The sequence below is a fragment of the Ruegeria sp. genome (assembly GCF_965243365.1).
Taxonomy (GTDB): domain Bacteria; phylum Pseudomonadota; class Alphaproteobacteria; order Rhodobacterales; family Rhodobacteraceae; genus Ruegeria.
In genome coordinates this window covers 728,158-752,920 of the sequence record NZ_CBDEUW010000002.1, presented here as the reverse complement: position 1 = coordinate 752,920, position 24,763 = coordinate 728,158, and the positions used below count along the sequence as shown (strand labels likewise).

The 24,763-nt window shown below is 58.9% G+C and carries 21 protein-coding genes and 1 pseudogene; 10 read left to right on the top strand and 12 right to left on the bottom strand.

Annotated features, from left to right (window positions below; genetic code table 11):
• Nucleotides 1–35: 35 nt before the first annotated feature.
• Both ACP0GE_RS07455 and ACP0GE_RS07450 read right to left on the bottom strand, forming a co-directional pair.
• Nucleotides 36–370, bottom strand: a pseudogene (locus ACP0GE_RS07455) (carboxymuconolactone decarboxylase family protein).
• A 69-nt stretch (nt 371–439) separates the two neighbouring features.
• Nucleotides 440–1,093, bottom strand: coding sequence for a DUF938 domain-containing protein (locus ACP0GE_RS07450; RefSeq protein WP_424831352.1), 654 nt, complete (start codon nt 1,091–1,093; stop codon nt 440–442).
• A 382-nt stretch (nt 1,094–1,475) separates the two neighbouring features.
• On the opposite strand from ACP0GE_RS07450, the gene ACP0GE_RS07445 reads away from it, so the two are divergent.
• The 3 genes from ACP0GE_RS07445 to ACP0GE_RS07435 are packed head-to-tail and all read left to right on the top strand — an operon-like array spanning nt 1,476 to nt 3,806.
• Nucleotides 1,476–1,889, top strand: coding sequence for a hypothetical protein (locus tag ACP0GE_RS07445; RefSeq protein ID WP_424831351.1), 414 nt, complete (start codon nt 1,476–1,478; stop codon nt 1,887–1,889).
• A 3-nt stretch (nt 1,890–1,892) separates the two neighbouring features.
• Nucleotides 1,893–3,125, top strand: coding sequence for an HlyD family secretion protein (locus ACP0GE_RS07440; RefSeq protein ID WP_424831350.1), 1,233 nt, complete (start codon nt 1,893–1,895; stop codon nt 3,123–3,125).
• A gap of 60 nt (nt 3,126–3,185) precedes the next feature.
• Nucleotides 3,186–3,806, top strand: coding sequence for a CDP-alcohol phosphatidyltransferase family protein (locus ACP0GE_RS07435; protein ID WP_424831349.1), 621 nt, complete (start codon nt 3,186–3,188; stop codon nt 3,804–3,806).
• Nucleotides 3,807–3,854: 48 nt separating this feature from the next.
• On the opposite strand, the gene ACP0GE_RS07430 is transcribed toward ACP0GE_RS07435, so the two are convergent.
• The 7 genes from ACP0GE_RS07430 to xdhA all read right to left on the bottom strand — a co-directional run bounded on the left by ACP0GE_RS07430 (nt 3,855) and on the right by xdhA (nt 13,275).
• Nucleotides 3,855–4,928 (bottom strand): BMP family ABC transporter substrate-binding protein, encoded by a 1,074-nt coding sequence (locus tag ACP0GE_RS07430; RefSeq protein WP_424831348.1) that lies wholly within the window; start codon nt 4,926–4,928, stop codon nt 3,855–3,857.
• Nucleotides 4,929–4,960: 32 nt separating this feature from the next.
• Nucleotides 4,961–5,881, bottom strand: coding sequence for an ABC transporter permease (locus ACP0GE_RS07425; RefSeq protein WP_424831347.1), 921 nt, complete (start codon nt 5,879–5,881; stop codon nt 4,961–4,963).
• A gap of 2 nt (nt 5,882–5,883) precedes the next feature.
• Entirely contained in the window at nt 5,884–6,966 is a 1,083-nt protein-coding gene (locus ACP0GE_RS07420) for an ABC transporter permease (protein WP_424831346.1), read from the bottom strand.
• Nucleotides 6,967–7,029: 63 nt separating this feature from the next.
• Complete coding sequence (locus ACP0GE_RS07415; protein WP_424831345.1) at nt 7,030–8,547, bottom strand: ABC transporter ATP-binding protein; 1,518 nt, start codon at nt 8,545–8,547, stop codon at nt 7,030–7,032.
• Nucleotides 8,544–9,479: a xanthine dehydrogenase accessory protein XdhC gene (gene xdhC, locus ACP0GE_RS07410; RefSeq protein ID WP_424831344.1), complete on the bottom strand. Its 936-nt coding sequence runs from the start codon at nt 9,477–9,479 to the stop codon at nt 8,544–8,546. Before xdhC ends, ACP0GE_RS07415 begins: the two co-directional genes overlap by 4 nt.
• On the bottom strand, nt 9,479–11,881 hold the full coding sequence (xdhB, locus tag ACP0GE_RS07405; RefSeq protein ID WP_424831343.1) for a xanthine dehydrogenase molybdopterin binding subunit: 2,403 nt from the start codon (nt 11,879–11,881) through the stop codon (nt 9,479–9,481). Before xdhB ends, xdhC begins: the two co-directional genes overlap by 1 nt.
• On the bottom strand, nt 11,878–13,275 hold the full coding sequence (gene xdhA, locus ACP0GE_RS07400) for a xanthine dehydrogenase small subunit (protein WP_424831342.1): 1,398 nt from the start codon (nt 13,273–13,275) through the stop codon (nt 11,878–11,880). The genes xdhB and xdhA overlap by 4 nt, the downstream gene beginning before the upstream one ends.
• Before the next feature lie 344 nt (nt 13,276–13,619).
• Between xdhA and dnaE the strand changes: the two genes are divergently transcribed.
• The 3 genes from dnaE (at nt 13,620) to ACP0GE_RS07385 (ending at nt 17,791) form a co-directional block, all read left to right on the top strand.
• Nucleotides 13,620–17,120: a DNA polymerase III subunit alpha gene (dnaE, locus tag ACP0GE_RS07395; RefSeq protein WP_424831341.1), complete on the top strand. Its 3,501-nt coding sequence runs from the start codon at nt 13,620–13,622 to the stop codon at nt 17,118–17,120.
• 87 nt (nt 17,121–17,207) lie between these two features.
• Nucleotides 17,208–17,417 (top strand): YMGG-like glycine zipper-containing protein, encoded by a 210-nt coding sequence (locus ACP0GE_RS07390; RefSeq protein WP_424831340.1) that lies wholly within the window; start codon nt 17,208–17,210, stop codon nt 17,415–17,417.
• Between the two features lie 5 nt (nt 17,418–17,422).
• Nucleotides 17,423–17,791: a hypothetical protein gene (locus ACP0GE_RS07385; RefSeq protein ID WP_424831339.1), complete on the top strand. Its 369-nt coding sequence runs from the start codon at nt 17,423–17,425 to the stop codon at nt 17,789–17,791.
• 4 nt (nt 17,792–17,795) lie between these two features.
• Here the strand turns inward: ACP0GE_RS07385 and ACP0GE_RS07380 are convergent, their stop codons facing one another.
• Complete coding sequence (locus ACP0GE_RS07380) at nt 17,796–17,990, bottom strand: SlyX family protein (protein WP_424831338.1); 195 nt, start codon at nt 17,988–17,990, stop codon at nt 17,796–17,798.
• A 128-nt stretch (nt 17,991–18,118) separates the two neighbouring features.
• On the opposite strand from ACP0GE_RS07380, the gene hisS reads away from it, so the two are divergent.
• Genes hisS through hisG form a run of 3 tightly spaced genes read left to right on the top strand, consistent with a single transcriptional unit; the run spans nt 18,119 to nt 21,390 of the window.
• A complete protein-coding gene (gene hisS / locus ACP0GE_RS07375; RefSeq protein WP_424831337.1) occupies nt 18,119–19,606 on the top strand; it encodes a histidine--tRNA ligase in 1,488 nt (495 codons plus the stop codon).
• 3 nt (nt 19,607–19,609) lie between these two features.
• Complete coding sequence (locus ACP0GE_RS07370; protein ID WP_424831336.1) at nt 19,610–20,698, top strand: ATP phosphoribosyltransferase regulatory subunit; 1,089 nt, start codon at nt 19,610–19,612, stop codon at nt 20,696–20,698.
• A complete protein-coding gene (gene hisG / locus ACP0GE_RS07365) occupies nt 20,695–21,390 on the top strand; it encodes an ATP phosphoribosyltransferase (protein ID WP_424831335.1) in 696 nt (231 codons plus the stop codon). Before ACP0GE_RS07370 ends, hisG begins: the two co-directional genes overlap by 4 nt.
• On the opposite strand, the gene ACP0GE_RS07360 is transcribed toward hisG, so the two are convergent.
• Nucleotides 21,387–21,767 carry a hypothetical protein gene (locus ACP0GE_RS07360; RefSeq protein WP_424831334.1) on the bottom strand — a complete coding sequence of 127 codons (381 nt, stop codon included), beginning with the start codon at nt 21,765–21,767 and terminating at the stop codon, nt 21,387–21,389. The two genes, hisG and ACP0GE_RS07360, sit on opposite strands and share 4 nt — an antisense overlap.
• A gap of 98 nt (nt 21,768–21,865) precedes the next feature.
• Nucleotides 21,866–22,297 (bottom strand): DUF1489 family protein, encoded by a 432-nt coding sequence (locus tag ACP0GE_RS07355; protein WP_424831333.1) that lies wholly within the window; start codon nt 22,295–22,297, stop codon nt 21,866–21,868.
• Between the two features lie 114 nt (nt 22,298–22,411).
• On the opposite strand from ACP0GE_RS07355, the gene ACP0GE_RS07350 reads away from it, so the two are divergent.
• On the top strand, nt 22,412–24,694 hold the full coding sequence (locus tag ACP0GE_RS07350) for an adenosylcobalamin-dependent ribonucleoside-diphosphate reductase (protein ID WP_424831332.1): 2,283 nt from the start codon (nt 22,412–22,414) through the stop codon (nt 24,692–24,694).
• The last annotated feature ends 69 nt before the right edge of the window (nt 24,695–24,763 follow it).

Sequence of the window (24,763 nt, the reverse complement as noted above, 5' to 3'; positions counted from 1 at the left end):
AAGCCTGCGTTAGCAGGCTTTTCTTGGTCGTTTGGTCAGTTGGACAGCTCGTCGTAACACTCCAGCGCTTTGGCGGCATACATCATCGATGGCCCGCCCCCCACTGAATGGCCATTGCAAGTACATCAGATATCTCTTCGCGCGTGGCGCCCGCTTTGGTCAGCGCTTCGGTGTGCAAGGAAATACAGGGCTCACATCGAACAGCGATGGACATTCCCAAGGCGATGAATTCCTTGGTTTTGTAGTCGAGGTCTCCACCTTCTTTGACTGATTTACCCAAGGCACCAAAAGCGCGCGCTGTTTCAGGTATTGCGCTGTTGAGATTGCGCAGACCTTTTCGGGTATCGGTAAGTTTGTCTTGCCAGTTCATTGGGTGCCCTTTTTATACATATGATAAAACGAATATGTAATGTGGAGCTCAACCAGACTTTGATCTTGATCAGGTGCCTGGCTTTTCTGCGACAAAAGCCAGATTGTTGGCGGGCATTTCGACAGTTTCAACCAAAACCAGCCCGCAACTTTCCAACAAGGCGCGGATGAAGCTGTCATCCTTGTACCCAATCGTCGGATCCTGTTCGGTTAATGCGGTGTGAAACCGCCGGTCGCCCTCGCTTGTCAACTCTCCTGCTCGCAAGAACGGACCGTATAGCAAAAGGCGGCCAGACGGGCGTAGTGCCAGGGTAGCCTCGGCAATCAGGGTTTTTGTTTGCGCTGCGTCGATCAAATGCAAAAGGTTGATCAGGACAATCAGATGCTGGTCGCTGAAGCTTTTGTGCCACCCAGGGATCGTTGCGTCCAGGTGCAACGCGGGAGCAACGTTTGGCAGGTTTTCGGCATAGGCGTCAATGCTGGCCCTGCGTTCGGCGGCAATTTCGGTCGGCTGCCAAAACACTCCCTGTAGGCGCTGGGCGAAGGCGGTGATGTGTTGGCCAGTTCCGCTTGCCAGTTCAAGCGCTTGACCATGCCTGGGCGCAATACGGACAGCAAGGTCGCTGATGGCTTTGGCATTTCGACTGGCGGCTGGCGCAAGCAGTTTGGCACCGTCACCTTTGTTCGCAACGCTGGCATTTGGTGGAAGCTTTCTTTTGCCCATTGGCTCAACCTGTCTGATCCGAGAGGCGTGAGTGCCCAGCCCCGCAACCAAAGTTCCATCTTGAGCGAATTTGCGCAACCTGGCCTCGCGGGCTCCGAGGCGCGTCGTCCGTCCCAAGGCAAACACAGGATGCCCAGATTGCATACTGGGACAGGCAATATCGTTGTTAGAGGCGCTATTGCCCAAAAATACTTCCCCGGATGTAGTCAAACGGCCATGAGGCACAAATCGAACCAGAGGATCGACGCAAGAATTATAAAATTCGAATTTAAGAGTTCGATAGGCATTTAGGCTCGGGCCAATTGTTGAACAGCCATAAGCAGGCTTGAATTTGGGCATCAACCCATCCAAAGAAGGTAGAAACAAACGACAGGAGGGCAGGGTGAACACTGCGGACATACACCCGATGGCCACAGGACATATCCCGTCCTATGTGGTTCAGGCCGATGGCAGCGACTTTCTTTTCACCTTCATGCTGGTATTCACCGTCGTGGTGATCGTGCTGCTTGGAGTTGCATATTTCACGCTGCATTCGATCCCCGAGAAGATTGCGCATCAGTCCAACCATCCTCAGTTTCAACTTGTCGGTATTCTGGCGTTGCTGGCCCTGTTTACCCATAACGGGCTGTTCTGGGTTGCCGCCATATTGGTGGCGGGCTTCCAGTTCCCGGATTTTGCCGCGCCATTGCGTTCGATCGCCGACGCGATCCGGTCGCTGGCGCCACAACGACCAGCCGAGCCGGAGGTCGAAGAACCGCCTGTTGAGCCCACACCAGCCGCACCGCAGGAGCACTAGAACATGCTTGAAACAATGATGTGTGCGCTTGTCACTGTATTGCCCGATTACCTGTTCCGCCGCTTTGTGCAAGGCAAACGGATCGGTCATGAGATTACTCTGTTCACCATGTGGTACGAACTGCGTTGGGGGCTGACCACCTGCGCCATTCTGGCTTTGACGGTGATCACCACGCTGTTTTATTTCCACCCTTCCAGCAGTGCTGCCGCGTCGTATTTCCGCACGGTGACCATTCTGCCGCAATTGGGGGGGCGTGTGTCCGAGGTTTATGTCACCAACAATCAAGAGGTGACCGCCGGTCAGCCGATTTTCCGGATCGAAGATTTCACCCAGACGGCCCAGGTTGAGGCCGCCCATGCGCAGATTGCGCAGGTTCAGGCATCTCTGAAAGTTGCGCAGACCGATCTGGCCGAGGCGGACGCCGGTATTGCGGGTGCAAGGGCGGCTCTGGATCAGGCGCTGGAGGATCTTGAACGGAATACCACCCTGCGCGACCAGGGCTCTAGCGCGGTGCGTTTGACGGAAATCGAGCGGCTTGAGAATCTGGCGGCTGAACGTGAGGCGCAGGTGGTTGCGGCGCAATCGCAGCGGGCGGCAGTTGTACAGCAGATTGAAGAGCTGATCCCGGCACAGTTGGCCAGCGCCAATGCGCAATTGGATGCGGCCCTGACCGAGTTGGACAAGACTGTCATCAGTGCCGGTGTGACGGGGCGGGTTGAACAGTTTGGCTTGCAGGTCGGCGACTATGTCAGCCCCCTGTTGCGGCCTGCGGGAATTCTGGTGCCATCGCATTCTGGTCATGACAGGTTTCAGGCGGCGTTCAACCAGCTTTCCGCGCAAGTCATCAAGCCGGGCATGATCGGCGAGCTGGGCTGCATGACAAAGCCGTTCACTGTTATTCCCGTTGTGGTGGTGCAGGTACAGGATGTGATCCCGTCCGGTCAGATCCGCCCTTCGGACGAGCTTCGCGATGTGCAGACCAACACCCATCCGGGTTCGATTCTGGTGTATCTCGAGCCGCTTTACAAAGGCATGGCCGATAAAATCCCACCCGGTAGTAACTGTTTGGCCAATGTCTACACAGACAACCACGCCAAACTTGAGGATGAAAACCTCGGCTTCTGGGACAAGGCGTTTCTGCACGTGGTCGACACCATTGGTGTAGTTCACGCTGCGGGCCTGCGTTTGCGTCTGATCCTGATGCCGGTGAACACGCTGGTACTTAGCGGGCACTAGGTGCCGGCGCTCGCGGTAATGTGTTTGGTCATGACAGGTAAGTAAGATTAACTGCCGATCATGTTCGACGCCCGGATCAGACCGTTTATTGACCCAAGCCTGAACGCGCAGGGCCGCGTGCTGGCCCGGATCGGGTTTACGGCCAATCAGGTGACACTGATTGGTCTGACTTTGGGCCTGACGGCGGCGGGGATGATTGCGATGGGCCTGGCCGGTTGGGCTTTGGTGCCTTTGCTACTGTCACGCCTAGCTGACGGGCTGGATGGCGCTGTGGCCCGGGCTCGCGGTGGGACGGATTTTGGCGGTTATCTGGATATCACCTGTGACTTCCTGTTCTACGGCGCAATCCCGATGGCGTTTATTCTGGCTGATCCGGCGAATAACGGCGTGGCAGGTGGTTTCCTGCTTTTGTCGTTTTATTTCAATGGGGCAAGCTTTCTGGGCTTTTCCCTGCTGGCGGATCGGCATGGGATGAAAACCGATACCCGGGGCGAAAAGGCGCTGTATTTTACCGGTGGCCTGCTGGAAGGCACCGAGACCATTGTCTTTTTCGTTTTGCTCTGTCTGTTGCCGGATGCCTTTGCCACTTTGTCATGGGTGTTCGGCGGGCTATGCTTCGTGACCGCTTTCTCTCGAATAGCCCTGGCTTGGCGTTGTTTCGGAGGTCGGGTGCAGAAATGAAAAAGCCCGCCGGGTCCGGCGGGCTTTGGTTGTATTCGTCAGGCGAACTTACTGCGGGATCTCGCCTTCCAGCCCTTCGACGTAGAAGTTCATGCCCGCCAGGGTTCCATCATCAGCCACTTCGCCCTCAGCCAGCCAGTCGCTGCCGTCCTGCTTTTTAAGCGGGCCGGTGAAGGGGTGGTATTCACCAGCGGCCATCGCAGCCTTCATCGCCAGAGCTTCTTCCTTGACGTCGGCGGGAACACGGTCGGAAATCTCGCCGATCTCAACCATGCCTTCGCGGATGCCATCCCAGGTGTTCACGGTCTCCCACGAACCGTCCATGACGGCCTGAGTGCGCGCGATGTAATAGGGCGCCCAGTTATCGATGATCGACGACACGCGCGGGAATGGAGCATATTCGCTCATGTCCGAGGCCTGGCCAAAGGTGACAACATTGCCCGCCTCTTGCGCAGCCGCCTGCGGCGCGGTCGAGTCGGTATGCTGCAGGATCACGTCTGCGCCCTGTTCAATCAGCACGGTGGCGGCATCGGCTTCTTTCGCCGGGTCGAACCACGTGTAGGCCCAGACGATCTTGAATTCGACATCCGGGTTCACCTTCTTGGCGTGGATATAGGCCGAGTTGATACCGCGGATCACTTCGGGGATCGGGTACGAGCCGATGTAACCGATGATGTTCGACTCGGTCATCTTACCTGCGATGTGGCCCTGAACGGCGCGACCTTCGTAGAAGCGGGCCGAATAGACCGAGACGTTGTCGGCCGTCTTATAGCCTGTCGCGTGCTCGAACTTCACGTTCGGGAATTTCTTGGCCACATTGATGGTCGGGTCCATGTAGCCGAACGAGGTGGTGAAGATCAGGTCAGCGCCTTCCAGCGCCATCTGGGTCATCACACGTTCGGCGTCGGGGCCTTCCGGAACTGACTCGACGAACACGGTCTCGACCTTGTCGCCAAAATGCTCTTCCACGGCCAGACGGCCTTTGTTGTGCTCATAGGTCCAGCCGCCGTCGCCCACGGGGCCGACATAGACGAAACCGACCTTGGTTTTGTCCTGCGCCACAGCGCCGGTCGCCAGACCTAGCGCTATCGCAGCCGTTGTCAGAAGTGATTTAAATTTCATGAAGTTACTCCCCAAGTTGGTTCAGTTGGCCCCTAGTGTGAGGCATGGAAGGTCCGGCCCAATGCGGCAGGTGCGCTGCTCTTGTCGGCCGAAAGGATCACAAGCACAAGGATCGTGATGATGTAGGGCGACATTGCCAGATACTCGACAGGAATGGCAACGCCCGCTGCCTGCAAATTGAGCTGCAACACTGTGATTCCGCCGAACAAATAAGCGCCCAGCAATGCGCGCCATGGTTTCCAGCTGGCAAAGACCACCAGCGCCAAGGCGATCCAGCCGACACCAGCGGTCATCCCCTCGGTCCACTGCGGGACACGGATTAGGCTGATATAGGCCCCGCCAAGGCCCGCGCAGGCGCCGCCAAACAGGATCGCCATGATACGGATTTTGATGACTTTGTAGCCCAAAGCGTGTGCCGCATCGTGGTTTTCGCCCACCGCACGTAGGATCAGACCCACGCGGGTGTATTTCAGGACGGCCCAGACTGCGGCTGTCAGAGCAATGCCGACGTAGAGGATCGGGTCATGCTGAAACAGAATGGGGCCGATCACCGGAATATCGCTGATCACCGGGATGTGGATGTCGGCCATGTCGGGCGGCTTCACGCCTACATAGCTCTGACCCATCAGGGCGCTGAAACCAAGGCCGAACAGGGTCAACGCAAGCCCACTGGCAACCTGATTGGCCAACGCCACCTGTGTTAGCAGCACAAACAACAGGGACAGCACCGCGCCACCTATAGCCGCCGCGACAAAGCCCAGCCAGGGCGAGCCGGTCTCGACCGAGATCGCAAAGCCGCTGATCGCACCCACGATCATCATGCCTTCGACGCCGAGGTTGAGAACGCCTGCTTTTTCAACGACCAGCTCTCCGATCGCGGCCAAAAGCAGGGGGGTTGCGGCCACCATCAGCGAGGCGACCAGAAGGACGGGGTTGATTTCACCAAGGTCCATAATCACGCTACCTCGCTATGGGCCGCACGGATGCGGTAGTTTGTCAGAAGATCGAACGCCAGAAGGAAGAACAGAAGCATCCCCTGGAACACCTGAATGGCAGCGGCGGGCAGACCCAGCTGAGACTGCGCGATTTCACCGCCAATGTAAGTCAGCGCCATCAGGCCACCAGCCAGTAGGATACCCACCGGATGCAAGCGGCCCAAGAAGGCCACGATGATCGCGGTGAAGCCATAGCCGACGTTAAAGTCGATGCTGACCACTCCCGAAGGTCCCGAGACCTCGAACATCCCCGCAAGCCCTGCCAATGCGCCAGACAGGCCCAGACAGAACAGGATCAGACGCGCCGGGTTCACACCTGCGAACTTGGCCGCGCGGGGCGCTTCACCGGTCAGACGGATATGGAAACCCAGCATGTGACGGTTCAGCAGCACATAGGCAAAGATCACAGCGATCAGTGCGGTCACCACACCCCAATGCATCCCTGACCCGGCGATCAGCTCGGCATTATGCGCGCTTTCATAGGATTGCAGGTTACGCGAACCGGGAAAGCCGAACCCTTCAGGGTTTTTCAGTAGACCAAGTGAGACCGAGGCCAGCATCTGCTCGGCCACATAGACCAGCATCAACGACACAAGGATTTCGTTGGTGCCAAAGCGTACCTTCAGGAAAGCTGGGATCATCGCCCAAAGCCAGCCACCGAACGCGCCAGCGATCACCATGATTGGAAAGATGTAGAATGCGTCCAGCGGATAAAACGCTAGCCCCGCACCGGCGCCAAAGATGGCCCCCATAATGTACTGGCCCTCGGCCCCGATATTCCAAATACCGGCGCGAAAGCCTAAGGAAAGGCCAATTGCGATCAGCACCAGCGGCGCCCCCTTCACCAGCAATTGCGGGCGATAGTAGAAGGCGAACTCTCCAAACAGCGGTTCCCAGAAAATGGTCCCGATGGCCTCGATGGGGTTCTTGCCCAGAATGGCAAACAGGATGCCGCCAAATATCATCGTTGCCAGCACCGCGACCAGAGGGGTGGCATAAGACCACGCCTTGGACGGCTGAGGCCGTTTCTCCAACACTATCATCTGCTCATCCCCCCAAGGTCTTCATCTTTTTGCAAATACTCTCGCCGAAGGCGTCCCAGCGGATCACACATGCGCCACCTCCATGCCATGGGCGCCGCCCATCATCAGACCAATCTCGTCCACCGTCAGACCCGTGGTTTCGCGCGGCGCGCTCAGCCGTCCTTCGTTCAGGGCAGCAAAACTGTCCGAGATTTCCATCAACTCGTCGAGATCCTGCGAAATGCAGACCACCGCGGTTCCCTTTGCAGCCAGATCAAGAATGGCCTGCCGGATCGAGGCCGCCGCCGCCGCATCCACGCCCCAGGTTGGCTGGTTCACCACCAGAACATCCGGGTTTTGCAAAACCTCGCGACCAATCACGAACTTCTGCAGGTTCCCGCCCGACAAAGAACGCGCAGCGTTCTCTGGCCCCGGCGTGCGGACGTCGAAGGCGCTGATGATCTTTTCAGCGAAATTCTTGGTTTCGGCCCATTTCAGAAAGCCGTTATTTTCCAGCCCTTCACGCACCGATCCGGTCAGCAGGGCGTTTTCGGTCAGGCTCATATCCGGTGCCGCCGCGTGGCCCAGCCGTTCCTCGGGTGCAGTCAGGACACCCAGCTTCCGCCGCGCGGTCGGACCCAGCTTGCCGATGGGTTGCCCGTTGAACTTGATCGCGTCGGCCGTGGTTGGGATTTCGCCCGACAGCACGCCCAGCAATTCATCCTGACCGTTCCCGGCAACACCTCCGATTCCCAGAACCTCGCCCTTGCGAACGGTCATGTGAACATTGCGCAGGGCGGTTCCGAACTCCGAAGGCGACGGCACAGATAGCCCACTGACATCCAGCGCGACGTCACCAAACTCACGGCCCGAGCGTTCAGGCGTCTGCAATGTCGACCCCACCATCATCTCGGCCATATCGCGGGCCGAAGTCTCGGCAGGCACACACTCGCCGACATTCTTGCCCAGACGCAGGATTGTGGCGTGATCACAAAGCGTCCGAATTTCCTCTAGCTTGTGCGAGATATACAGGATCGAGGTGCCCTCGGACCGCAATTTGTTCAGCGTTTCGAACAGGATTTCGACCTCTTGCGGGGTCAGCACCGAGGTCGGCTCATCCATGATCAAAAGCTTCGGGTCCTGCAGCAGGCAGCGAATGATCTCAACCCGCTGACGCTCACCCGCGGACAGGTCGCCTACCGTGCGGAAGGGATCCAGCGGTAGCCCGTAGGTTTCGGACACCTCCCGAATGCGCGAGGCCAGATCGCCCATAGGTGGTGGGTTCTCCATCCCCAGCGCGATATTTTCCGCCACGTTCAGCGCATCGAACAGCGAGAAATGCTGGAACACCATCGCGATCCCGTCTGCTCGTGCTGCACGGGGTTCTGGCGGCGCAAAGGGTTGGCCGCGCAACAGCATCGTGCCGCTGTCGGGCTTCACCAGACCGTAGATCATTTTCACCAGCGTGGACTTGCCCGCGCCGTTTTCGCCCAGCAGGGCGTGGACTTCGCCTTCACCGATGTCAAAGGACACCTGATCATTGGCCACGACGCTGGGATAGGCTTTGGTCAGCCCTTGCAAGCTCAAAAGTGGAGTGGTCACGCGCTCAGGTCCTTTTTCAATTCGTTCTGTCTGGCCGGGCGCAAAAGCTGCGCGGCGACGCCAACGGCGATCATCTGCGGGTGTTTGCCCAGGCCGGGATCGCCGATCGGGCAGGTGATGCGGCTGATCCGTGTGGGCGAATGCCCAAGGGCCGCCAACCGCGACCGGAATCGCGCCCATTTCGTAGCCGAGCCGATCAGGCCAGCAAAGCGGAAATCGTGCGAAAGCAGCCGGTTGCACAGTTCCAAATCCAGATTATGCGAATATGTCAGCACAAGGTGCTCGGCATCATGCGGAGCATGGCGCACTAGTTCGGACGGCTTGGCGGCTGGAACTGTGGTAACACCTGCTGGAACCGAGGCCGGGAAGCGCCCGGGCCCGGTGTCGACCCAGGTGATCGCGATGTCGGGTAGCGGGGACAGAACGTCCACCAGTGCCCGTCCGACATGGCCTGCGCCCCAGATCCAAAGGTTCCGAGTTGGCTTGTGGACCGGTTCAACCATCCAGCCGTCGATCAGTTGCGGTTCGGGGGCAATTCCCTGACCGCGCGCAGTTGCCAGCAAGCGTTTGACAGGCAGAGGCATTTCGCCTTCCGAAGCAGATCGCACGATGATCGTGGCGTCGAGCGTTTCAACCGCCTTCAGGTCAAAGACCTCGCTGAACAGTGAAACGGCTCCACCGCAGCATTGGCCCATATCAGGCCCAAGCGCGTGGTGGGTTAGGCGGGACTGGGTGGTTTGTTTCCGCGCGGCATCTGCCGCCTGAAATTCGAGCGTACCGCCGCCTATTGTGCCGCTTTGCCCGTCCTCCCAAACAAGCATTGCTGCGCCGACTTCGCGTGGGGATGACCCCTTGATCGCAGCGACGACAACCCGGGTAACTTTCCCGTGGATTTTGACCGCCTCCCTCAAAGCCTCCAAGTCAAATCCCATCAGATGTCTCCCTTCATCCTTTGGACCCCGTGCCAGACTTCCTCGGCCGTGGCCGGAGCGTTTAGCGCCGGATAGCTGTCGCCGCAGGCTGCGACCGCGTTCGACAAGGCGAGCCACGCGGATATGCCCAGCATGAAGGGCGGCTCGCCCACCGCCTTTGAGCGATAGATCGTGTCTTCGCGGTTCTCGCCGTCCCAGAGCGAGACGTTGAAGATGTCGGGCCGGTCCGAACAGGCTGGGATCTTGTAGGTCGAGGGCGCGTGCGTGCGCAGGTTGCCTTTACCGTCCCAGACCAGTTCCTCGGTCGTCAGCCAGCCCGCGCCTTGCACATAGCCGCCTTCGACCTGCCCAATATCCAAAGCCGGGTTCAGCGATGCGCCTGCGTCGTGCAGGATGTCGGTGCGCAGGATGCGGTTTTCGCCAGTCAGAGTGTCCACGGCAACCTCGGTGATCGAAGCACCGTAGGCGAAATAAAAGAATGGCCGCCCGCGTCCGGCGATTCGATCCCATTCGATCCTGGGGGTTTTGTAGAAACCGGTCGCCGACAGGCTGATGCGCCCCTGATAGGCCAGAGCGGCCGCTTCGGCGAAGGTATAACGTTCCTCGCCGACCGAGACATGACCATCTGAAAAAGTGACTGACGATGGATCGGCTTGATGACGCTCGGCCAGATAATCGGCTATCCGATCACGGATCGTGTCGCAGGCTGCTTTCACCGCCATACCGTTCAGGTCGCTGCCCGAAGAGGCCGCGGTGGCCGAGGTGTTGGGCACCTTGGCCGTGTCGGTCGCTGTGATTTTGACCATCTCCAGCGGGATACCAAAACGCGAGGCTGCAACCTGCGCGACCTTCTGGAACAGGCCCTGTCCCATCTCTGTACCGCCGTGGTTCAGGTGGACCGAGCCGTCCTGATACACGTGCACCAGCGCGCCCGCCTGATTGAGGTGGGTCAGGGTGAAGGAAATCCCGAATTTGACCGGAGAAAAGGCAATACCTTTCTTGATCACGCTGTTCTCGGCATTCCATTTCTCGATTGCGGCCTTGCGCGCCGCGTAGTCGCTGGAATTCAGAAGCGCTTCGGTCATGCCGTGCAGTTCGAAGTCGCTGACCTCCATGCCGTATGGCGTGGTGTTACCGCCTGCGGGAACAGGGCGAACCGGGGCATTCCCGGTTTCAACTGCACCCCGGGTGGTCAGGTCTTCGTGCGGGTCGGGATGGCCCAGCGGTTTTTCCGACGGTGTCACCTCGGCAACTGCATGCGCGGGTTCGTAGTAGTTCCGGCGGCGCAACTCGACCGGGTCCAGCCCCATCTCATACGCGGCATGGTCCATAACACGCTCGATCCCGACCATGCCCTGGGGGCCGCCAAAGCCGCGATAGGCCGTGGCGGATTGGGTGTTGGTCTTTAGCCGGTGACTTTCGATCCGCGCATTGGGCAGCAGATAGGCGTTGTCAGAATGCAGCATCGCACGGTCCGCGACGGGCAGGGACAGGTCCTGTGCCCAGCCGCAGATGGCGTAGTGGTGGAATGAGACTCCCTGAATGTGCCCGTTCTCATCGAACCCGGCCCTGTAGGAAATCCGGAACGCATGACGCTTGCCGGTGATGGTCATGTCATCGTCGCGGTCATAACGCATCTTGCAGGCCTTGCCGGTCGCGCGCGCAGCGATCGCGCAGGCGACGGCCAAGGCGTTGCCTTGGCTTTCCTTGCCGCCAAAGCCGCCACCCATGCGGCGGGTCTCGACCCGGACGGCGTGCATGGGAACGCCCAACGCATCCGCCACCTTGTGCTGAATCTCGGTCGGGTGCTGGGTCGAGCTGTGCACCAGCATATCCGCGCCTTCATGTGGTACCGCCAGGGCGGCCTGACCTTCGAGATAGAAATGCTCTTGCCCGCCGATCTCGAACGTGCCTTCGATCACATGCCTTGCGCTGGCGATAGCCGCATCCGCATCACCTTTGGCATAGATGCGCGGGCCGTCTTCAAACCGGCTGTCGGCGGCTAGCGCGTCCTCGACCGTCAGGATCGGAGTGTCTTCGGCGTATTCGATTTTGCCAAGGCGCGCGGCTTTGCGCGCGGCCAAATGGCTGGTGGCGACCACCAGAAACACAGGCTGGCCGATGTAATGAACAGTACCGTCAGACAGCAGCGGTTCATCATGGATCGAGGGCGAAACGTCGTTTGCAAAAGGCAGATCGTCCGCGGTCATCACCATGAACACATCCTCGGCGTCCTTTACTGCCGACAGATCCATCGCTGTGATTTTGCCCTTGGCTATCGGGCTGAGACCAAAGGCCAAATGCAGCGACCCTTTGGGTGTCGGAATGTCATCGACATAACGCGCGGTTCCAGAGACATGCAGCGGCGCGGCGTCATGGGGGAGGGCTTTGGTCACGCTCATGCCGACACCTCCAGCACGTTTGTCACTTCGCCCTGATCCTCAAGGAAATAGCGTTCCAGCAGTGACTTTGCCGTCTCCAGCCGATAGGTGGCCGAGGCGCGCATGTCCGTCATAGGCGTGTAGTCATCCGCAAACGCAGGCAATGCGGCCTGGATCGTCTCACGGGTCCAAGGTTGGCCGATCAGTGCAGCTTCGACATGCCTGGCGCGTTTGGGGATGCCCGCCATGCCGCCAAAGGCGATCCGCGCCTCAGTGATTACGCCATCGGAAACGGCAATGTTGAAACATCCGCAGACGGCCGAGATATCCTGATCGAACCGTTTACTGAGCTTGTATGCTTTCAACCGATCCGCTTGGCGAGCGAAGCTTACAGCCTCGACGAACTCACCCGGCGCGCGGTCCTGTTTGCCATAATCGATGAAGAACTCTTCCAACGGAAGGGACCGTCGGGTGTCGCCTTTTCTGAGGTGCAAGGTGGCGTCCAAAGCGATCAGTGCAGGCGGGTTGTCCCCGATGGGCGAGCCATTGGCGATGTTGCCGCCGACGGTGGCGGCGTGGCGCACCTGAACGCTGGCGTAGCGGCGGATCATTTCGGAGTAGGAAGGGTGGAGGTCGGACAGCGCCTCTCCCATCCGGTTCATATCGACCATGGCGCCGAAACGGATTTCGTCGTCGGTGATTGTGATCTCTTTCAGATCTTCGCAGCGATTGAGGAAGATTACCGGGTCGAGGTCCCGCAACTGCTTGGTAACCCACAGACCCACATCGGTCGCTCCGGCGATCAGAGTGGCGTCGGGGTTTTGGTCGTAGAGCGCTGCGAGTTCGTCGGCAGAGTTGGGAAGGTAGGGGGGCTCTGCCCCCCGGCCTGCGGCCTCCCCCCGAGGTATTTTTGAACAAGAGAAGGACTGGTCGTCGGTGATCCATGTCGGAACCGCGTGATCCTCGGTGGTTTTGGCGGCGCGGATGATCGGTGCATAGCCGGTGCATCGGCACAGGTTTCCGGCAAGTTGAGTGTCGTGATCGGTTGCCCCGTTCGCGTGGCCGGCGACCATCGACATGACAAAACCGGGGGTGCAGAAGCCGCATTGCGAGCCATGCAGATCGACCATCGCCTGTTGAACCGGGTGGGCTTCGCCGTCCGGGCTGCTTGCGCCTTCGACGGTGCGGATCGCCTTGCCGTGTAGCTGCGGCAGGAACAGGATGCAGGAGTTCAGTGCCTTGTGGCCATCCGCATCCGTCACCATGACGGTGCAGGCCCCGCAATCGCCCTCGTTGCAGCCTTCTTTGGTGCCGGTCAGGCCGCGATCCTCGCGCAGCCAGTCCAGAAGGGTGGCCGTCGGATTGACATCCGCCAGTTCCACTGTCTCTCCGTTCAGAAGAAACGTGATATTCATACGAGAAACCCGTCGCCTTACCCGGTTGCGCCCGTTGGTGCCCTCCTTCGATGCGACGTAGAAAGAGTGGCGGGCGGATAGCTTGCCGTCAGATGTTAGAAACAGCGCAGCTTGTCTGGCAAGAAAAACTACCTATCTGATACACCATTCGGCGCGAACGATACGTGATTTCAGCTTGCGCTTAAAGGTCAACTGATTGTAATTAAAGGGATTTTTTAATGGGCCGCCCGATCAATCCCGAAGCACCTTCTGGAAAATCCGAATAATCAAGTCTGATTTATCGATCGTTTTGAAGCAGCGGTTCCTGCTTTTGCGGCGGCGCTTGGTGAGATAGCGTGGGGGTCATGAGCAGTACTCCTCGATTCATTCACCTCCGCGTTCACACCGAATACTCCCTGTTGGAAGGCGCCGTGCGGTTGAAAAAACTGCCGGCGCTCTGCGAGCAGATGGAGATGCCTGCCGTCGCGGTCACAGATACCAATTCGATGTTCTCGGCGCTGGAGTTTTCCGTCACGGCCAGCGGGGCGGGTATTCAGCCGATCATGGGCTGTCAGGTCGACCTTGCCTATGTTCAGGCGCAACCGGGTGAAAAGCCCAAAGCGCCGGCGCCGTTGGTTCTGCTGGCGCAGTCTGAGGCGGGGTATGAGAACCTGATGAAGCTGAGCTCGTGCCTATATGTAGACAAGGGCGGACAGCTGCCGCAGGTCACGTTGGAGGAACTGGCAGAGCGTTCGGATGGGCTGATCTGCCTGACCGGCGGGCCGGATGGGCCGGTAGGGGTGCTGTTGCAGCAAGGTCAGCGCCCGGCGGCTGAGGCTTTGATGGATCGTTTGACTATGATGTTCCCGGACCGGCTTTATGTCGAGTTACAACGCCATCCGGGTGAAGATGGTCAGCCGGAGGCTGAACGGTTGACTGAACGCGGCCATGTCGAGATGGCTTACGCCAAAAACCTGCCTCTGGTTGCCACCAACGATGTCTATTTTCCGACTTCGGATATGTACGAAGCACATGATGCGCTGATCTGCATTGCCGAGGGCGCTTATGTAGACCAGCAGGACGGCCGCCGCCGTCTGACGGCGCAGCATTATTTCAAGTCGCAGCAAGAGATGGTGACGCTGTTCGCCGATCTACCCGAAGCGACCCAGAACACGGTGGAGATTGCCAAACGTTGCGCTTTCATGGCGTATCGTCGCGATCCGATCCTGCCGAAATTCGCCGACGACGAGGTCGCGGAACTGCGTCGCATCGCCAATGAAGGCCTACAGAAACGTCTGGCCGTGATCCCGCATGCGGTGACGCCCGAGGAGTATCAGGAGCGGCTGGATTTCGAGCTGGGCATCATCGAAGGCATGGGCTTCCCCGGCTACTTTCTGATCGTTGCCGACTTTATCCAATGGGCCAAAGATCACGACATTCCCGTGGGGCCGGGGCGGGGGTCGGGCGCGGGCTCGCTGGTGGCTTACGCACTGACAATCACCGACCTTGACCCGTTGCGTTACAGCCTGCTGTTCGAACGGTTCCTGAACCCCGAACGGGTTTCGATGCCGGACTTCGATATCGACTTCTGTATGGATCGCCGCGAAGAGGTGATCCGTTACGTGCAGCAGAAATACGGCCGCGACAAGGTGGGGCAGATCATCACCTTCGGTGCGTTGCTGTCGAAGGCCGCCGTGCGCGATATCGGGCGGGTGTTGCAGATGCCGTACGGGCAGGTGGACCGCCTGTCCAAGATGATCCCGGTTGAGGGTGTCAAACCCGTCTCCATCGAAAAGGCGTTGAAAGACGAACCTCGCCTGCGCGAGGAAGCGCGCAGCGAAGAGGTAGTGGACCGGTTGCTGACATACGGCCAGCAGGTCGAGGGGTTGCTGCGAAACGCCTCGACCCACGCGGCGGGGGTTGTGATCGGAGACCGGCCTCTGGATTCGCTGGTGCCTCTGTATCAGGACCCGAGGTCGGATATGCCTGCGACCCAGTTTAACATGAAATGGGTGGAACAGGCTGGTCTGGTGAAGTTCGACTTTCTGGGCCTGAAAACCCTGACCGTGATCCAGAACGCGATGGACCTGATTTTCAAATCCGGGCGTGATCTCCACGTAGCTCCTGATGGCACTGAGCTTTATGAACCTGCTGAAGGGGCCGAAAACCAGATCAACGCCATCCCGTTGGATGATGAGGCGACGTACAAGCTCTATTCGGCGGCCAAGACAGTGGCGGTGTTTCAGGTGGAAAGCTCGGGCATGATGGATGCGCTCAAGCGGATGAAGCCGGACTGTATCGAGGATATCATCGCCCTCGTCGCGCTGTATCGTCCCGGCCCGATGGAGAACATCCCTAAATTCTGCGAGGTGAAGAACGGGTTAAGCAAACGGGACACGCTGCACCCCTCCATCGACCACATTCTGGACGAGACCCAGGGCATCATCGTCTATCAGGAACAGGTGATGCAGATCGCGCAGGAAATGGCGGGTTATAGCCTCGGCGGAGCCGACCTGCTGCGCCGCGCGATGGGTAAGAAAATCCAAGAGGCGATGGACGCCGAGCGGCCCAAGTTCCTGAAGGGCGCCGCCGAGAATAGCGTGGACGAGGCCAAGGCAACCGAGGTCTGGAACCTGTTGGACAAGTTCGCCAACTACGGTTTCAACAAATCCCACGCGGCGGCCTATGCGGTGGTCAGCTATCAGACCGGCTGGCTAAAGGCGAACCACCCGGTTGAGTTCATGGCGGGTGTCATGAACTGCGATATCCATCTGACCGACAAGCTGGCTGTTTATTTCGAGGAGGTCCGCAAGGGATTGGACCTGCCCTACGTGCCGCCTTGTGTGAACCGCTCGCAAGCTACGTTTGATGTGAACGATGGGCATCTGGTTTACGCGCTGGGCGCGCTAAAAAACGTGGGTGTCGAGGCGATGAATTTGGTGGTCGAAGGGCGTGGCGACAAACCCTTCGTCAACCTGTTCGACTTCGCTCGCCGGGTTGATCTGAAGAAAGTCGGTAAACGTCCGTTGGAGATGCTGGCACGGGCTGGTGCGTTTGATGAGCTAGATAAAAACCGCCGCCGCGTGTTTGAAAGCCTTGATCCGCTGGTGCAGTATTCGGCGGCGATCCACGAACAGAAAAACTCGAACCAGGTGTCGTTATTCGGTGAGGCGGGTGACGATCTGCCTGAACCCCGCCTTTCGCCGACAGCCGATTGGCTGCCTGCCGAGCGACTAAGCGAGGAATTCAAGGCAATCGGTTTCTACCTGTCCGGCCATCCGCTGGACGACTACATGCCGGCGCTGAAACGCAAACAGGTGCTGACGCTGGACGAGGTGACGGAAAAGGCGCGCTCGGGTCCGTTAATCGCCAAAATGGCCGGCGTTGTCGCTGGGCGGCAAGAACGGAAATCGGCCAGAGGCAACCGGTTTGCTTTTGCTCAGCTTTCCGATCCGACCGGTGCCTATGAGGTCACTCTGTTTTCGGACACGTTGGAGAAATGCAGGGAATATCTGGAAACCGGCGCTCAGGTGGTGCTGACCGCCGAAGCGACCATGGAGGCCGACCAACTGAAGCTTTTGGGTCGTTCGGTTGGCCCAGCAGATTCTCTGGTAGCCGAGGCTGGCGCGACCGGGTTGCGTATTTTCGTGGGTGAACCGCAAGCGTTGCCGACGGTTGCGAAAGTCCTGGAAGATGCCGCAGGGGCCGCCAAAAATGCTGCGCGTGGGCCGATCCAACTGCTGCTGCTGGACCCCGGATTGCCCGGAGATGTTGAGATGGATCTGGGTCGCGAGTTTCCGATCAACCCGCAAATCAAGGGTGCAATTAAGTCGCTGGAAGGGGTCTTGTCGGTCGAAGAGATTTGATCCCTCACCTGCATTGTTGCCACGGGTGAGGTGCCCGGCTAGGCTGAGTGGACAACCTTAAGGGTCATTTTACAGGAGGGTTCCGAAATGGCGAATTCTGGTATTGTTTTCAGATCGCTAACTTTGGCTGCGGCAAGCGCATTGGTTCTGGCCACCGCCGGGCATGCGGACGACAAAAAGAAAAATACTGTCACCGGGGCTTTGGTCGGTGCGGGCGTCGGGGCCCTGGTCGGAGACGGCAAAGGCGCAGCGATTGGCGGTGTCGCCGGTGCGATTATCGGACATAACTGGAAGTGAATATGATGAAAAATATCGCTTTAAAGTCCGCTGTTTGCGCGGTGATCCTTGGCGCCTCTACATTTGCATTTGCGGATGAAGCCGCCGAGCAAATGGTACAAGATGCGTTACCTGTGATGCATTATACATGCGCGTCGATTGCTGAAGAGGCGAATGGCGACGAAGCTTTTGTTGTCACCGTTGTCGAAAAGATGACGGCCCTGTCGCTTTATAATCGTCAGATCAATATCGAAGAACATGCAACCACTGACGAAGAAAAAGCCCAGCTGCGCGAGGCTTTCATAGCGGCTCTGTCAGAGGGCTGCGCTGCGGACAAGGATGCCCTTTTGGGCGGAGTGGTTGATAACGCGGTGAAAACCACGCTGGGCTTGTAATCGCTTAGTAGTGCGGCGGGCGTTCGTCTCCGAGCACAACGCCGCCCGAGCCTTCCTGCGCCCGTTCTGCTTCACGTTGCAGCAACATTTCGACACGGCGGGTTAGTCGGTCGATCTCGGACTGTTGCCGGGTGACGACTCCGTTCAAATCGTCCAAGGTTCGGGTCAGATGGGCGATCTGTTCTTCCAGATGCTGCATGGGAAACTCCTGTCTTGCGCCGGTCATAACGACCTCGGTGGCTCATGGCCAGCGAAACCCCGCCTTGCCCCGATGCAGGGCATGGGATAGACCGCGCGCGGAACACTATACGCCCAAGGACGCCCCATATGGCCAAGCCCAAGAAACAGCCCCGCCCCAAGGCCGTAACGCCGAAAGGGTTCCGCGACTATTTCGGCGAGGAAGTCACGCAGCGCACCGAAATGCTACGGACGATTGCGGGCGTGTATCATCGTTACGGGTTCGACGCTTTGGAGAGCAGCGCGGTCGAGACCGTCGAGGCGCTGGGCAAGTTTCTGCCCGACGTGGACCGCCCGAACGAGGGTGTCTTTGCATGGCAGGAGGTTGACGAGAACGACAAGGGTGATTGGATGGCCCTGCGCTATGACCTGACCGCGCCTTTGGCCCGCGTCTATGCGCAGCACCGCAACGACCTGCCGACACCTTATCGCCGCTATGCGATGGGCCCGGTCTGGCGCAATGAAAAGCCGGGGCCGGGGCGATATCGTCAGTTTTATCAATGTGATGCGGATACGGTGGGAACGGCCTCAATGGCAGCGGATGCCGAGATTTGTGCGATGCTGTCGGATACGCTGGAGACCGTCGGTATTCCGCGTGGCGATTATTTGGTGCGGGTCAACAACCGCAAGGTTTTGAACGGTGTGCTAGAGGCGATGGGTCTGGGCGAAGACGCCACTGCCCGCGACAACGTTCTGCGCACCATCGACAAGTTCGACAAGGTGGGCGAGGCCGGTGTGCGAGAGCTGCTGACCAAGGGCCGTCTGGATGCATCTGGCGCGTTCATCGACGGTGTGGGTCTCAGCGACGATCAGGCCGAGCCGGTTATTGCCTTCCTGACTTCGAAGGCCGCCGATACCGCCGGAACCTTGGCGAACCTGCGCTCTGCTGTGGGCGACAGCAAGATCGGTGCGGATGGGATTGCAGAACTGGAACAGATCGGCGCGCTGTTGGATGCGGGCGGCTATGGCGCGGACCGGATCGAGATTGACCCTTCGGTCGTGCGCGGCTTGGGGTACTACACCGGGCCAGTCTATGAAGCCGAACTGACCTTTGAGATTTTCGACGAGAAAGGCCGCAAGCGGCAGTTCGGGTCGGTCTCGGGCGGGGGCCGCTATGACGATCTGGTCAAGCGCTTCACCGGGCAGGAAGTGCCTGCGACCGGCGTCTCTATCGGTGTTGACCGTCTGTTGGCCGCGCTGCGGGAAAAGGGCCGGATCGCTGCCCAAGCGACGGGTCCTGTCGTTGTCACCGTCATGGACCGCGACCGGATGGCCGACTATCAGGCGATGGTGGCTGAGCTGCGCAATGCAGGCATCCGGGCTGAGGTTTATCTGGGCAACCCCAAGAACTTTGGCAACCAGTTGAAATACGCGGACAAGCGCAACTCTCCGATTGCGGTGATCGAAGGCGGTGATGAAAAGGCCAATGGGATTGTGCAGATCAAGGACCTGATCCTTGGTGCGAAGATCGCCGAAAGCGCCACTCTGGAAGAGTGGAAAGAACGTCCAAGCCAGTTCGAGGTGCCACGCGGCGACTTGGTCGCCAAGGTGCGCGAGATTCTGGGCAGTCAGGACTGAACGATGCCCAACCGTTCCCAAATACAGGCTCGCGCCGCCATGATGCGCGTCCGGTTTGAGGCCGCAGGCGCACAGGTGGTCGATCCCCCGCTGTTGCAACCGGCGGAAACACTGCTGGACCTTTATGGCGAAGACATCCGTGCCCGTGCCTATGTGACCTCGGACGCCCTGCGGGGCGAACAGATGCTGCGCCCGGATTTCACTCTGCCCGTCGTGCAGATGCACATGTCTGAAGGGGCCGAGCCTGCGCGTTATACCTATTCCGGCGAAGTGTTTCGCCGTCAGGAACATGACCCGGATCGGGCCAACGAATATATCCAGGTCGGCTATGAGGTTTTTGACCGCGAAGACCCTGAGGGCGCTGATGCCGAAGTGTTCTCGCTGTTCGCCTTGCAACTCCGGGGCTTGCCGTTGCGCGCGGCGACGGGGGACATCGGTATTTTGACTGCGGCCGTGCGGGGGCTGCGGACGACCGACCGGCGCAAGGCGGCGCTGATGCGCCACCTCTGGCGTCCGCGCCGGTTTCGTATTTTATTGGAACGGTTTGCCGGTCGAAACCCGGGGCCTGAAGGGCGCGACGACCTTCTGAACGCCAAAGATCCGCTGAACGTCGATGCCCCGATGATCGGCAAACGCCGCGCCTCCGAGATCGAAGCTCGGATCGAGGCGCTGCGCGCGGATCGCGACACCCCACCAATCTCGGATAATGAACTGGCTGGGTTGGAGACGCTGCTAAACGTTCGTGAGACCATGCCCTTTGCGTTAGAGCAATTACGCGACGTGGCCGTCGACCTGCCGCAGATCACTCCGGCGTTGGACCGGCTTGAGGCGCGTATTGCTTCGTTGCAGGCGCGCGGCGTCGACGTTGAAAGACTGGATTTCGAAGCCGCTTATGGCCGTACATCTATGGAATACTATGACGGCTTTGTTTTTGGCTTCTATGCCGAAGGTCGCCCCGACCTGCCACCGATTGCCACCGGCGGGCGCTATGACGCGCTGACGCGCCAATTGGGAAATGGTGCGGAAATTCCGGCTGTCGGGGGCGTGCTGCGCCCTGATCTGATGCTCGAGATCGAGGAGACAGCGCAATGAGCCTGAAACTGGGCGTGCCCTCGAAGGGCAGGTTGATGGAGAAGACCTTCGCATGGTTCGAAAAGCGCGGTATCACCCTGTCGCGTAGCGGATCGGACCGGGAATATGCGGGCAAGGTCGAAGGTATCGACGGGGTTTCGCTGATCCTGCTGTCTGCCGGGGAAATTCCGCGCGAACTGGCCGCCGGTCGCATCCATCTGGGTGTGACTGGGACCGATCTGGTGCAGGAAAAACTACCGCGCTGGGAACAGCAAGTTGAAGAGGTTTCGCAGCTTGGCTTCGGCAAGGCGGATTTGATCATCGCCGCACCGGCCTGCTGGGTCGATGTTGACACGCTTGACGATCTGGACGCCGCCGCCGCCGCCTTTCGCAAAACCCATGGGCACCGGATGCGGATTGCCACCAAATACCACCGGCTGGTCCGAGAGTTCCTGATCGATGCTGGCGTGGCTGACTACACGCTGGTCGACAGTCAGGGCGCGACCGAGGGTACGGTGATGAACGAAACCGCCGAGGCGATTGCGGATATCACCTCGACCGGAGAGACCCTGCGGGCGAACCACCTGAAAATCCTGGCGGATGGGCTTGTGTTGCAGTCACAGGCCACACTGTGGCGCAGCCGGGTGGTCAGTTATTCGCCTGAGGACAAACGGGTGCTTGCGGATGTGATGGATCGGGTGAGCAAACCCTAATCAGGGGTAGCGGTCACTGATTTGCTGACGTCAAAACGTTTTGACCCGCACGTCCCTTTCCATTTTTTGAACACGACATTCTTCCTCAGGTCGAATGTCATGGTGCCGCTGTTGCCGCCTCCGCAGTTCGCGCTGTCAAAGTTGAAGCTGATGGATTGCTTCTTGCTGTTCCCCGAAACGCTGGCGCCGTTGATGTTTTGCAGCGTGGAGGATGTGATGCCTGCAATGTTGCCGTTGGCAATGGCGACTGTCACTGGAAAGGGGTTTTTTGAAGGCACTGTCAGGCTGTATTTTCCGTCCTTTGGGGCAGCAAGAACGCTCGTTCCACCTGCCACAAAAACAGCCGCCAATAGAATCGTCCGGATTTGCCCATTCATCATAAAGTGCCCTCGATAACAAAAAAATATTTGGGCACTTTACGTGTTTTTTGGCGCATCCACAACGCGCAAACCTGAGAGCGGGTTGACGTTGGTTTTTACAAAACGCCGATTTCCGCCAGCGCCCGGTTCAGATCGTCGGGCAGGGCATCGTCCTGCTCGCGGTCTTTGGGCAGATCGGCTGGGGTGTCTTCGGGTTTCAGATAACGCCAGCCCTGAAAGGGGCGCTTCAGGGCGTTCTGCGTGCGGTGTACCTTGGGATCGAGGACGATGGCGCAGCGGCGGATACCGTCCTCACCACGAACCTCATCCAGCCGCAGGATGCGTTGGCGGCACTGAACAACGCCTTTGATCACCCAATAGATTGATCCACCATTCAGAATCTCGGCCTCGCGCTTTGGCCACATGCGGGTCACGTGGCGTGGGCAGCCGTCCTCATAGAGCGGTTTGCGACTATCCTGCCACGCCATCAGCGTGTCGACACTTTCCGATCCAACCGAAAGTTTGATGAGGTTAACGTACTTATCCACAGCTTCCCCACAGAGTCGTCCATCGACTATCTATCCATTGTAGCTCATGCGCGATTGTCATCAAGGTATAGTGGATGATAGTCTGTATCCCTTGGTCAGCACAGGGAATCACCAATGAGCCGCTTTGCCGCCCCCATCGCCGAGCAGATCTGGGATATGAAATACCGCTTCAAACAAGCGGATGGCACAGCCATCGATCAGACGGTCGAAGATAGCTGGCGGCGTATCGCACGCGATCTGGCGCGGGTGGAAAAAGACCCGGCGTATTGGGAAGAAAAGTTCTACACCGCGCTGGAGGATTTCAAATACCTTCCTGCGGGTCGTATCACTGCGGGCGCGGGTACTGCGCGTCAAGTGACCCTGTTCAACTGCTTTGTGATGGGCACGATCCCCGACAGCATGGGCGGTATCTTCGACATGTTGAAAGAGGCCGCGCTGACCATGCAGCAGGGCGGGGGGATCGGCTATGACTTTTCGACCATCCGTCCGCGTGGCGCGGATGTGAAAGGAGTGGCGGCAGATGCCTCTGGCCCGCTGAGTTTTATGGATGTCTGGGACGCAATGTGTCGGACCATCATGTCCGCAGGCTCTCGCCGTGGTGCAATGATGGCGACCATGCGCTGCGATCATCCGGATATCGAACAGTTCATCACTGCCAAGTCCGATCCGGCGCGTCTGCGCATGTTCAACATGTCGGTGCTGGTGACAGATCCGTTCATGGAGGCGGTCAAGGTGGACGGCCCGTGGGAGCTGGTGTTCGACGGCAAGGTCTATCACACCGTTCAGGCGCGTGATCTATGGAACAAGATCATGCAGGCGACCTATGATTATGCCGAGCCCGGTGTGATTTTTATCGACCGCATCAATCAGGCCAATAACCTGAATTATGTCGAGACCATTGCGGCGACGAACCCGTGCGGTGAGCAGCCTTTGCCGCCTTATGGTGCCTGCCTGTTGGGCTCGATCAATCTGGCGCGTTTGGTGGCCGAACCGTTCGAGGATGCGGCGCATCTGGACGAAGAGGCGTTGCAGGAGCTGGTCGCGACCGCAGTTCGCATGATGGACAATGTGGTTGATGCGTCGAAATTCCCACTGCCCGAACAGGCTGCCGAGGCACAGGCGAAACGCCGCATCGGGCTGGGTGTGACCGGTCTTGCGGATGCGCTGCTGATGCTGGGCCTGCGCTATGGCTCGGACGAGGCGGCGCGTCAGACCGAACGCTGGTTGCAGGCGATCGCCCGCGCCGCGTATCTGGCGTCGGTGCAATTGGCGAAGGAGAAGGGGGCGTTCCCCTTGTTTGATGCCGAGAAGTATCTGGCCAGCGGCACGATGCAGCAGATGGACGAGGACGTGCGCGACGCGATCCGCGAACATGGTATCCGCAACGCGCTTCTGACATCGATTGCGCCTACGGGGACGATCTCGCTCTACGCGGGCAACGTGTCTTCGGGGATCGAACCGGTCTTTGCTTATGCCTATACAAGGAAAGTGCTGCAGAAGGATGGCTCTCGCACCGAAGAAGAGGTCGTGGATTACGCCGTGCAGATGTGGCGCGACAAGTTTGGTGACACCGAGTTGCCGGAATACTTCGTGAACGCGCAGACTCTTTCTCCGTCCGACCACGTCAAGATGCAGGCGGCGGCGCAGAAGTGGATCGACAGTTCGATTTCGAAGACAATCAACTGCCCCGAGGATATCAGCTTTGATGCGTTCAAGGACGTCTACATGCAGGCCTGGGATCAGGGTTGCAAAGGTTGCACCACCTATCGCCCGAATGACGTCACCGGATCGGTGCTGACGGTTTCCGAAAGCGACGACAAGGTGCCGGGCGAAAGCGCCAGCGCCCCGCATGAGGTCGACGGTGGCGACGTTATCTATATGTCTGAGCCGTTGGATCGTCCGCAATCTTTGGAAGGTTCGACTTATAAGCTCAAGTGGCCAGATAGCGAGCACGCGATTTATCTGACCATCAACGATATTGTCATTGGCGGCCGTCGCCGACCGTTCGAGGTGTTCATCAACTCGAAGAACATGGAGCACTATGCCTGGACGCTGGCTCTGACCCGCATGATCTCGGCCGTATTCCGGCGTGGCGGCGATGTTTCCTTTGTCGTGGAGGAGTTGAAAGCGGTATTTGACCCGCGTGGCGGAGCATGGGTCAAAGGCAAGTACATTCCGTCCATTCTGGCCGCGATTGGCGGCGTGATTGAGCAACACATGATCAATATCGGCTTTCTTGAGGGCGAAGGGATGGGGTTGAAATCCGACCCGCAGGCGCAGGTCGTGAATATGGATGCACCACGTGGAAAAGCTTGCCCCTCTTGCGGGCAATTTGACATGGTCATGATCGAGGGGTGTATGACCTGTCGAAGCTGTGGATACTCGAAATGCGGGTGATTCCTGGCGTCAAATAAACCTTGGATTGTGTTGAGCTGTGCAATTCCGAATTTCTGTTGGCGTTAATGT

Excerpts from the sequence above, each read along its gene's own strand:
- ACP0GE_RS07450 (WP_424831352.1), bottom strand. The coding sequence starts at position 1,093 with ATGGGCAAAAGAAAGCTTCCACCAAATGCCAGCGTTGCGAACAAAGGT.
- ACP0GE_RS07440 (WP_424831350.1), top strand. The coding sequence starts at position 1,893 with ATGCTTGAAACAATGATGTGTGCGCTTGTCACTGTATTGCCCGATTAC.
- ACP0GE_RS07435 (WP_424831349.1), top strand. The coding sequence starts at position 3,186 with ATGTTCGACGCCCGGATCAGACCGTTTATTGACCCAAGCCTGAACGCG.
- ACP0GE_RS07430 (WP_424831348.1), bottom strand. The coding sequence starts at position 4,928 with ATGAAATTTAAATCACTTCTGACAACGGCTGCGATAGCGCTAGGTCTG.
- ACP0GE_RS07425 (WP_424831347.1), bottom strand. The coding sequence starts at position 5,881 with ATGGACCTTGGTGAAATCAACCCCGTCCTTCTGGTCGCCTCGCTGATG.
- ACP0GE_RS07420 (WP_424831346.1), bottom strand. The coding sequence starts at position 6,966 with ATGATAGTGTTGGAGAAACGGCCTCAGCCGTCCAAGGCGTGGTCTTAT.
- xdhC (WP_424831344.1), bottom strand. The coding sequence starts at position 9,479 with ATGGGATTTGACTTGGAGGCTTTGAGGGAGGCGGTCAAAATCCACGGG.
- xdhB (WP_424831343.1), bottom strand. The coding sequence starts at position 11,881 with ATGAGCGTGACCAAAGCCCTCCCCCATGACGCCGCGCCGCTGCATGTC.
- xdhA (WP_424831342.1), bottom strand. The coding sequence starts at position 13,275 with ATGAATATCACGTTTCTTCTGAACGGAGAGACAGTGGAACTGGCGGAT.
- dnaE (WP_424831341.1), top strand. The coding sequence starts at position 13,620 with ATGAGCAGTACTCCTCGATTCATTCACCTCCGCGTTCACACCGAATAC.
- ACP0GE_RS07390 (WP_424831340.1), top strand. The coding sequence starts at position 17,208 with ATGGCGAATTCTGGTATTGTTTTCAGATCGCTAACTTTGGCTGCGGCA.
- ACP0GE_RS07385 (WP_424831339.1), top strand. The coding sequence starts at position 17,423 with ATGAAAAATATCGCTTTAAAGTCCGCTGTTTGCGCGGTGATCCTTGGC.
- ACP0GE_RS07380 (WP_424831338.1), bottom strand. The coding sequence starts at position 17,990 with ATGCAGCATCTGGAAGAACAGATCGCCCATCTGACCCGAACCTTGGAC.
- hisS (WP_424831337.1), top strand. The coding sequence starts at position 18,119 with ATGGCCAAGCCCAAGAAACAGCCCCGCCCCAAGGCCGTAACGCCGAAA.
- ACP0GE_RS07370 (WP_424831336.1), top strand. The coding sequence starts at position 19,610 with ATGCCCAACCGTTCCCAAATACAGGCTCGCGCCGCCATGATGCGCGTC.
- hisG (WP_424831335.1), top strand. The coding sequence starts at position 20,695 with ATGAGCCTGAAACTGGGCGTGCCCTCGAAGGGCAGGTTGATGGAGAAG.
- ACP0GE_RS07360 (WP_424831334.1), bottom strand. The coding sequence starts at position 21,767 with ATGAATGGGCAAATCCGGACGATTCTATTGGCGGCTGTTTTTGTGGCA.
- ACP0GE_RS07350 (WP_424831332.1), top strand. The coding sequence starts at position 22,412 with ATGAGCCGCTTTGCCGCCCCCATCGCCGAGCAGATCTGGGATATGAAA.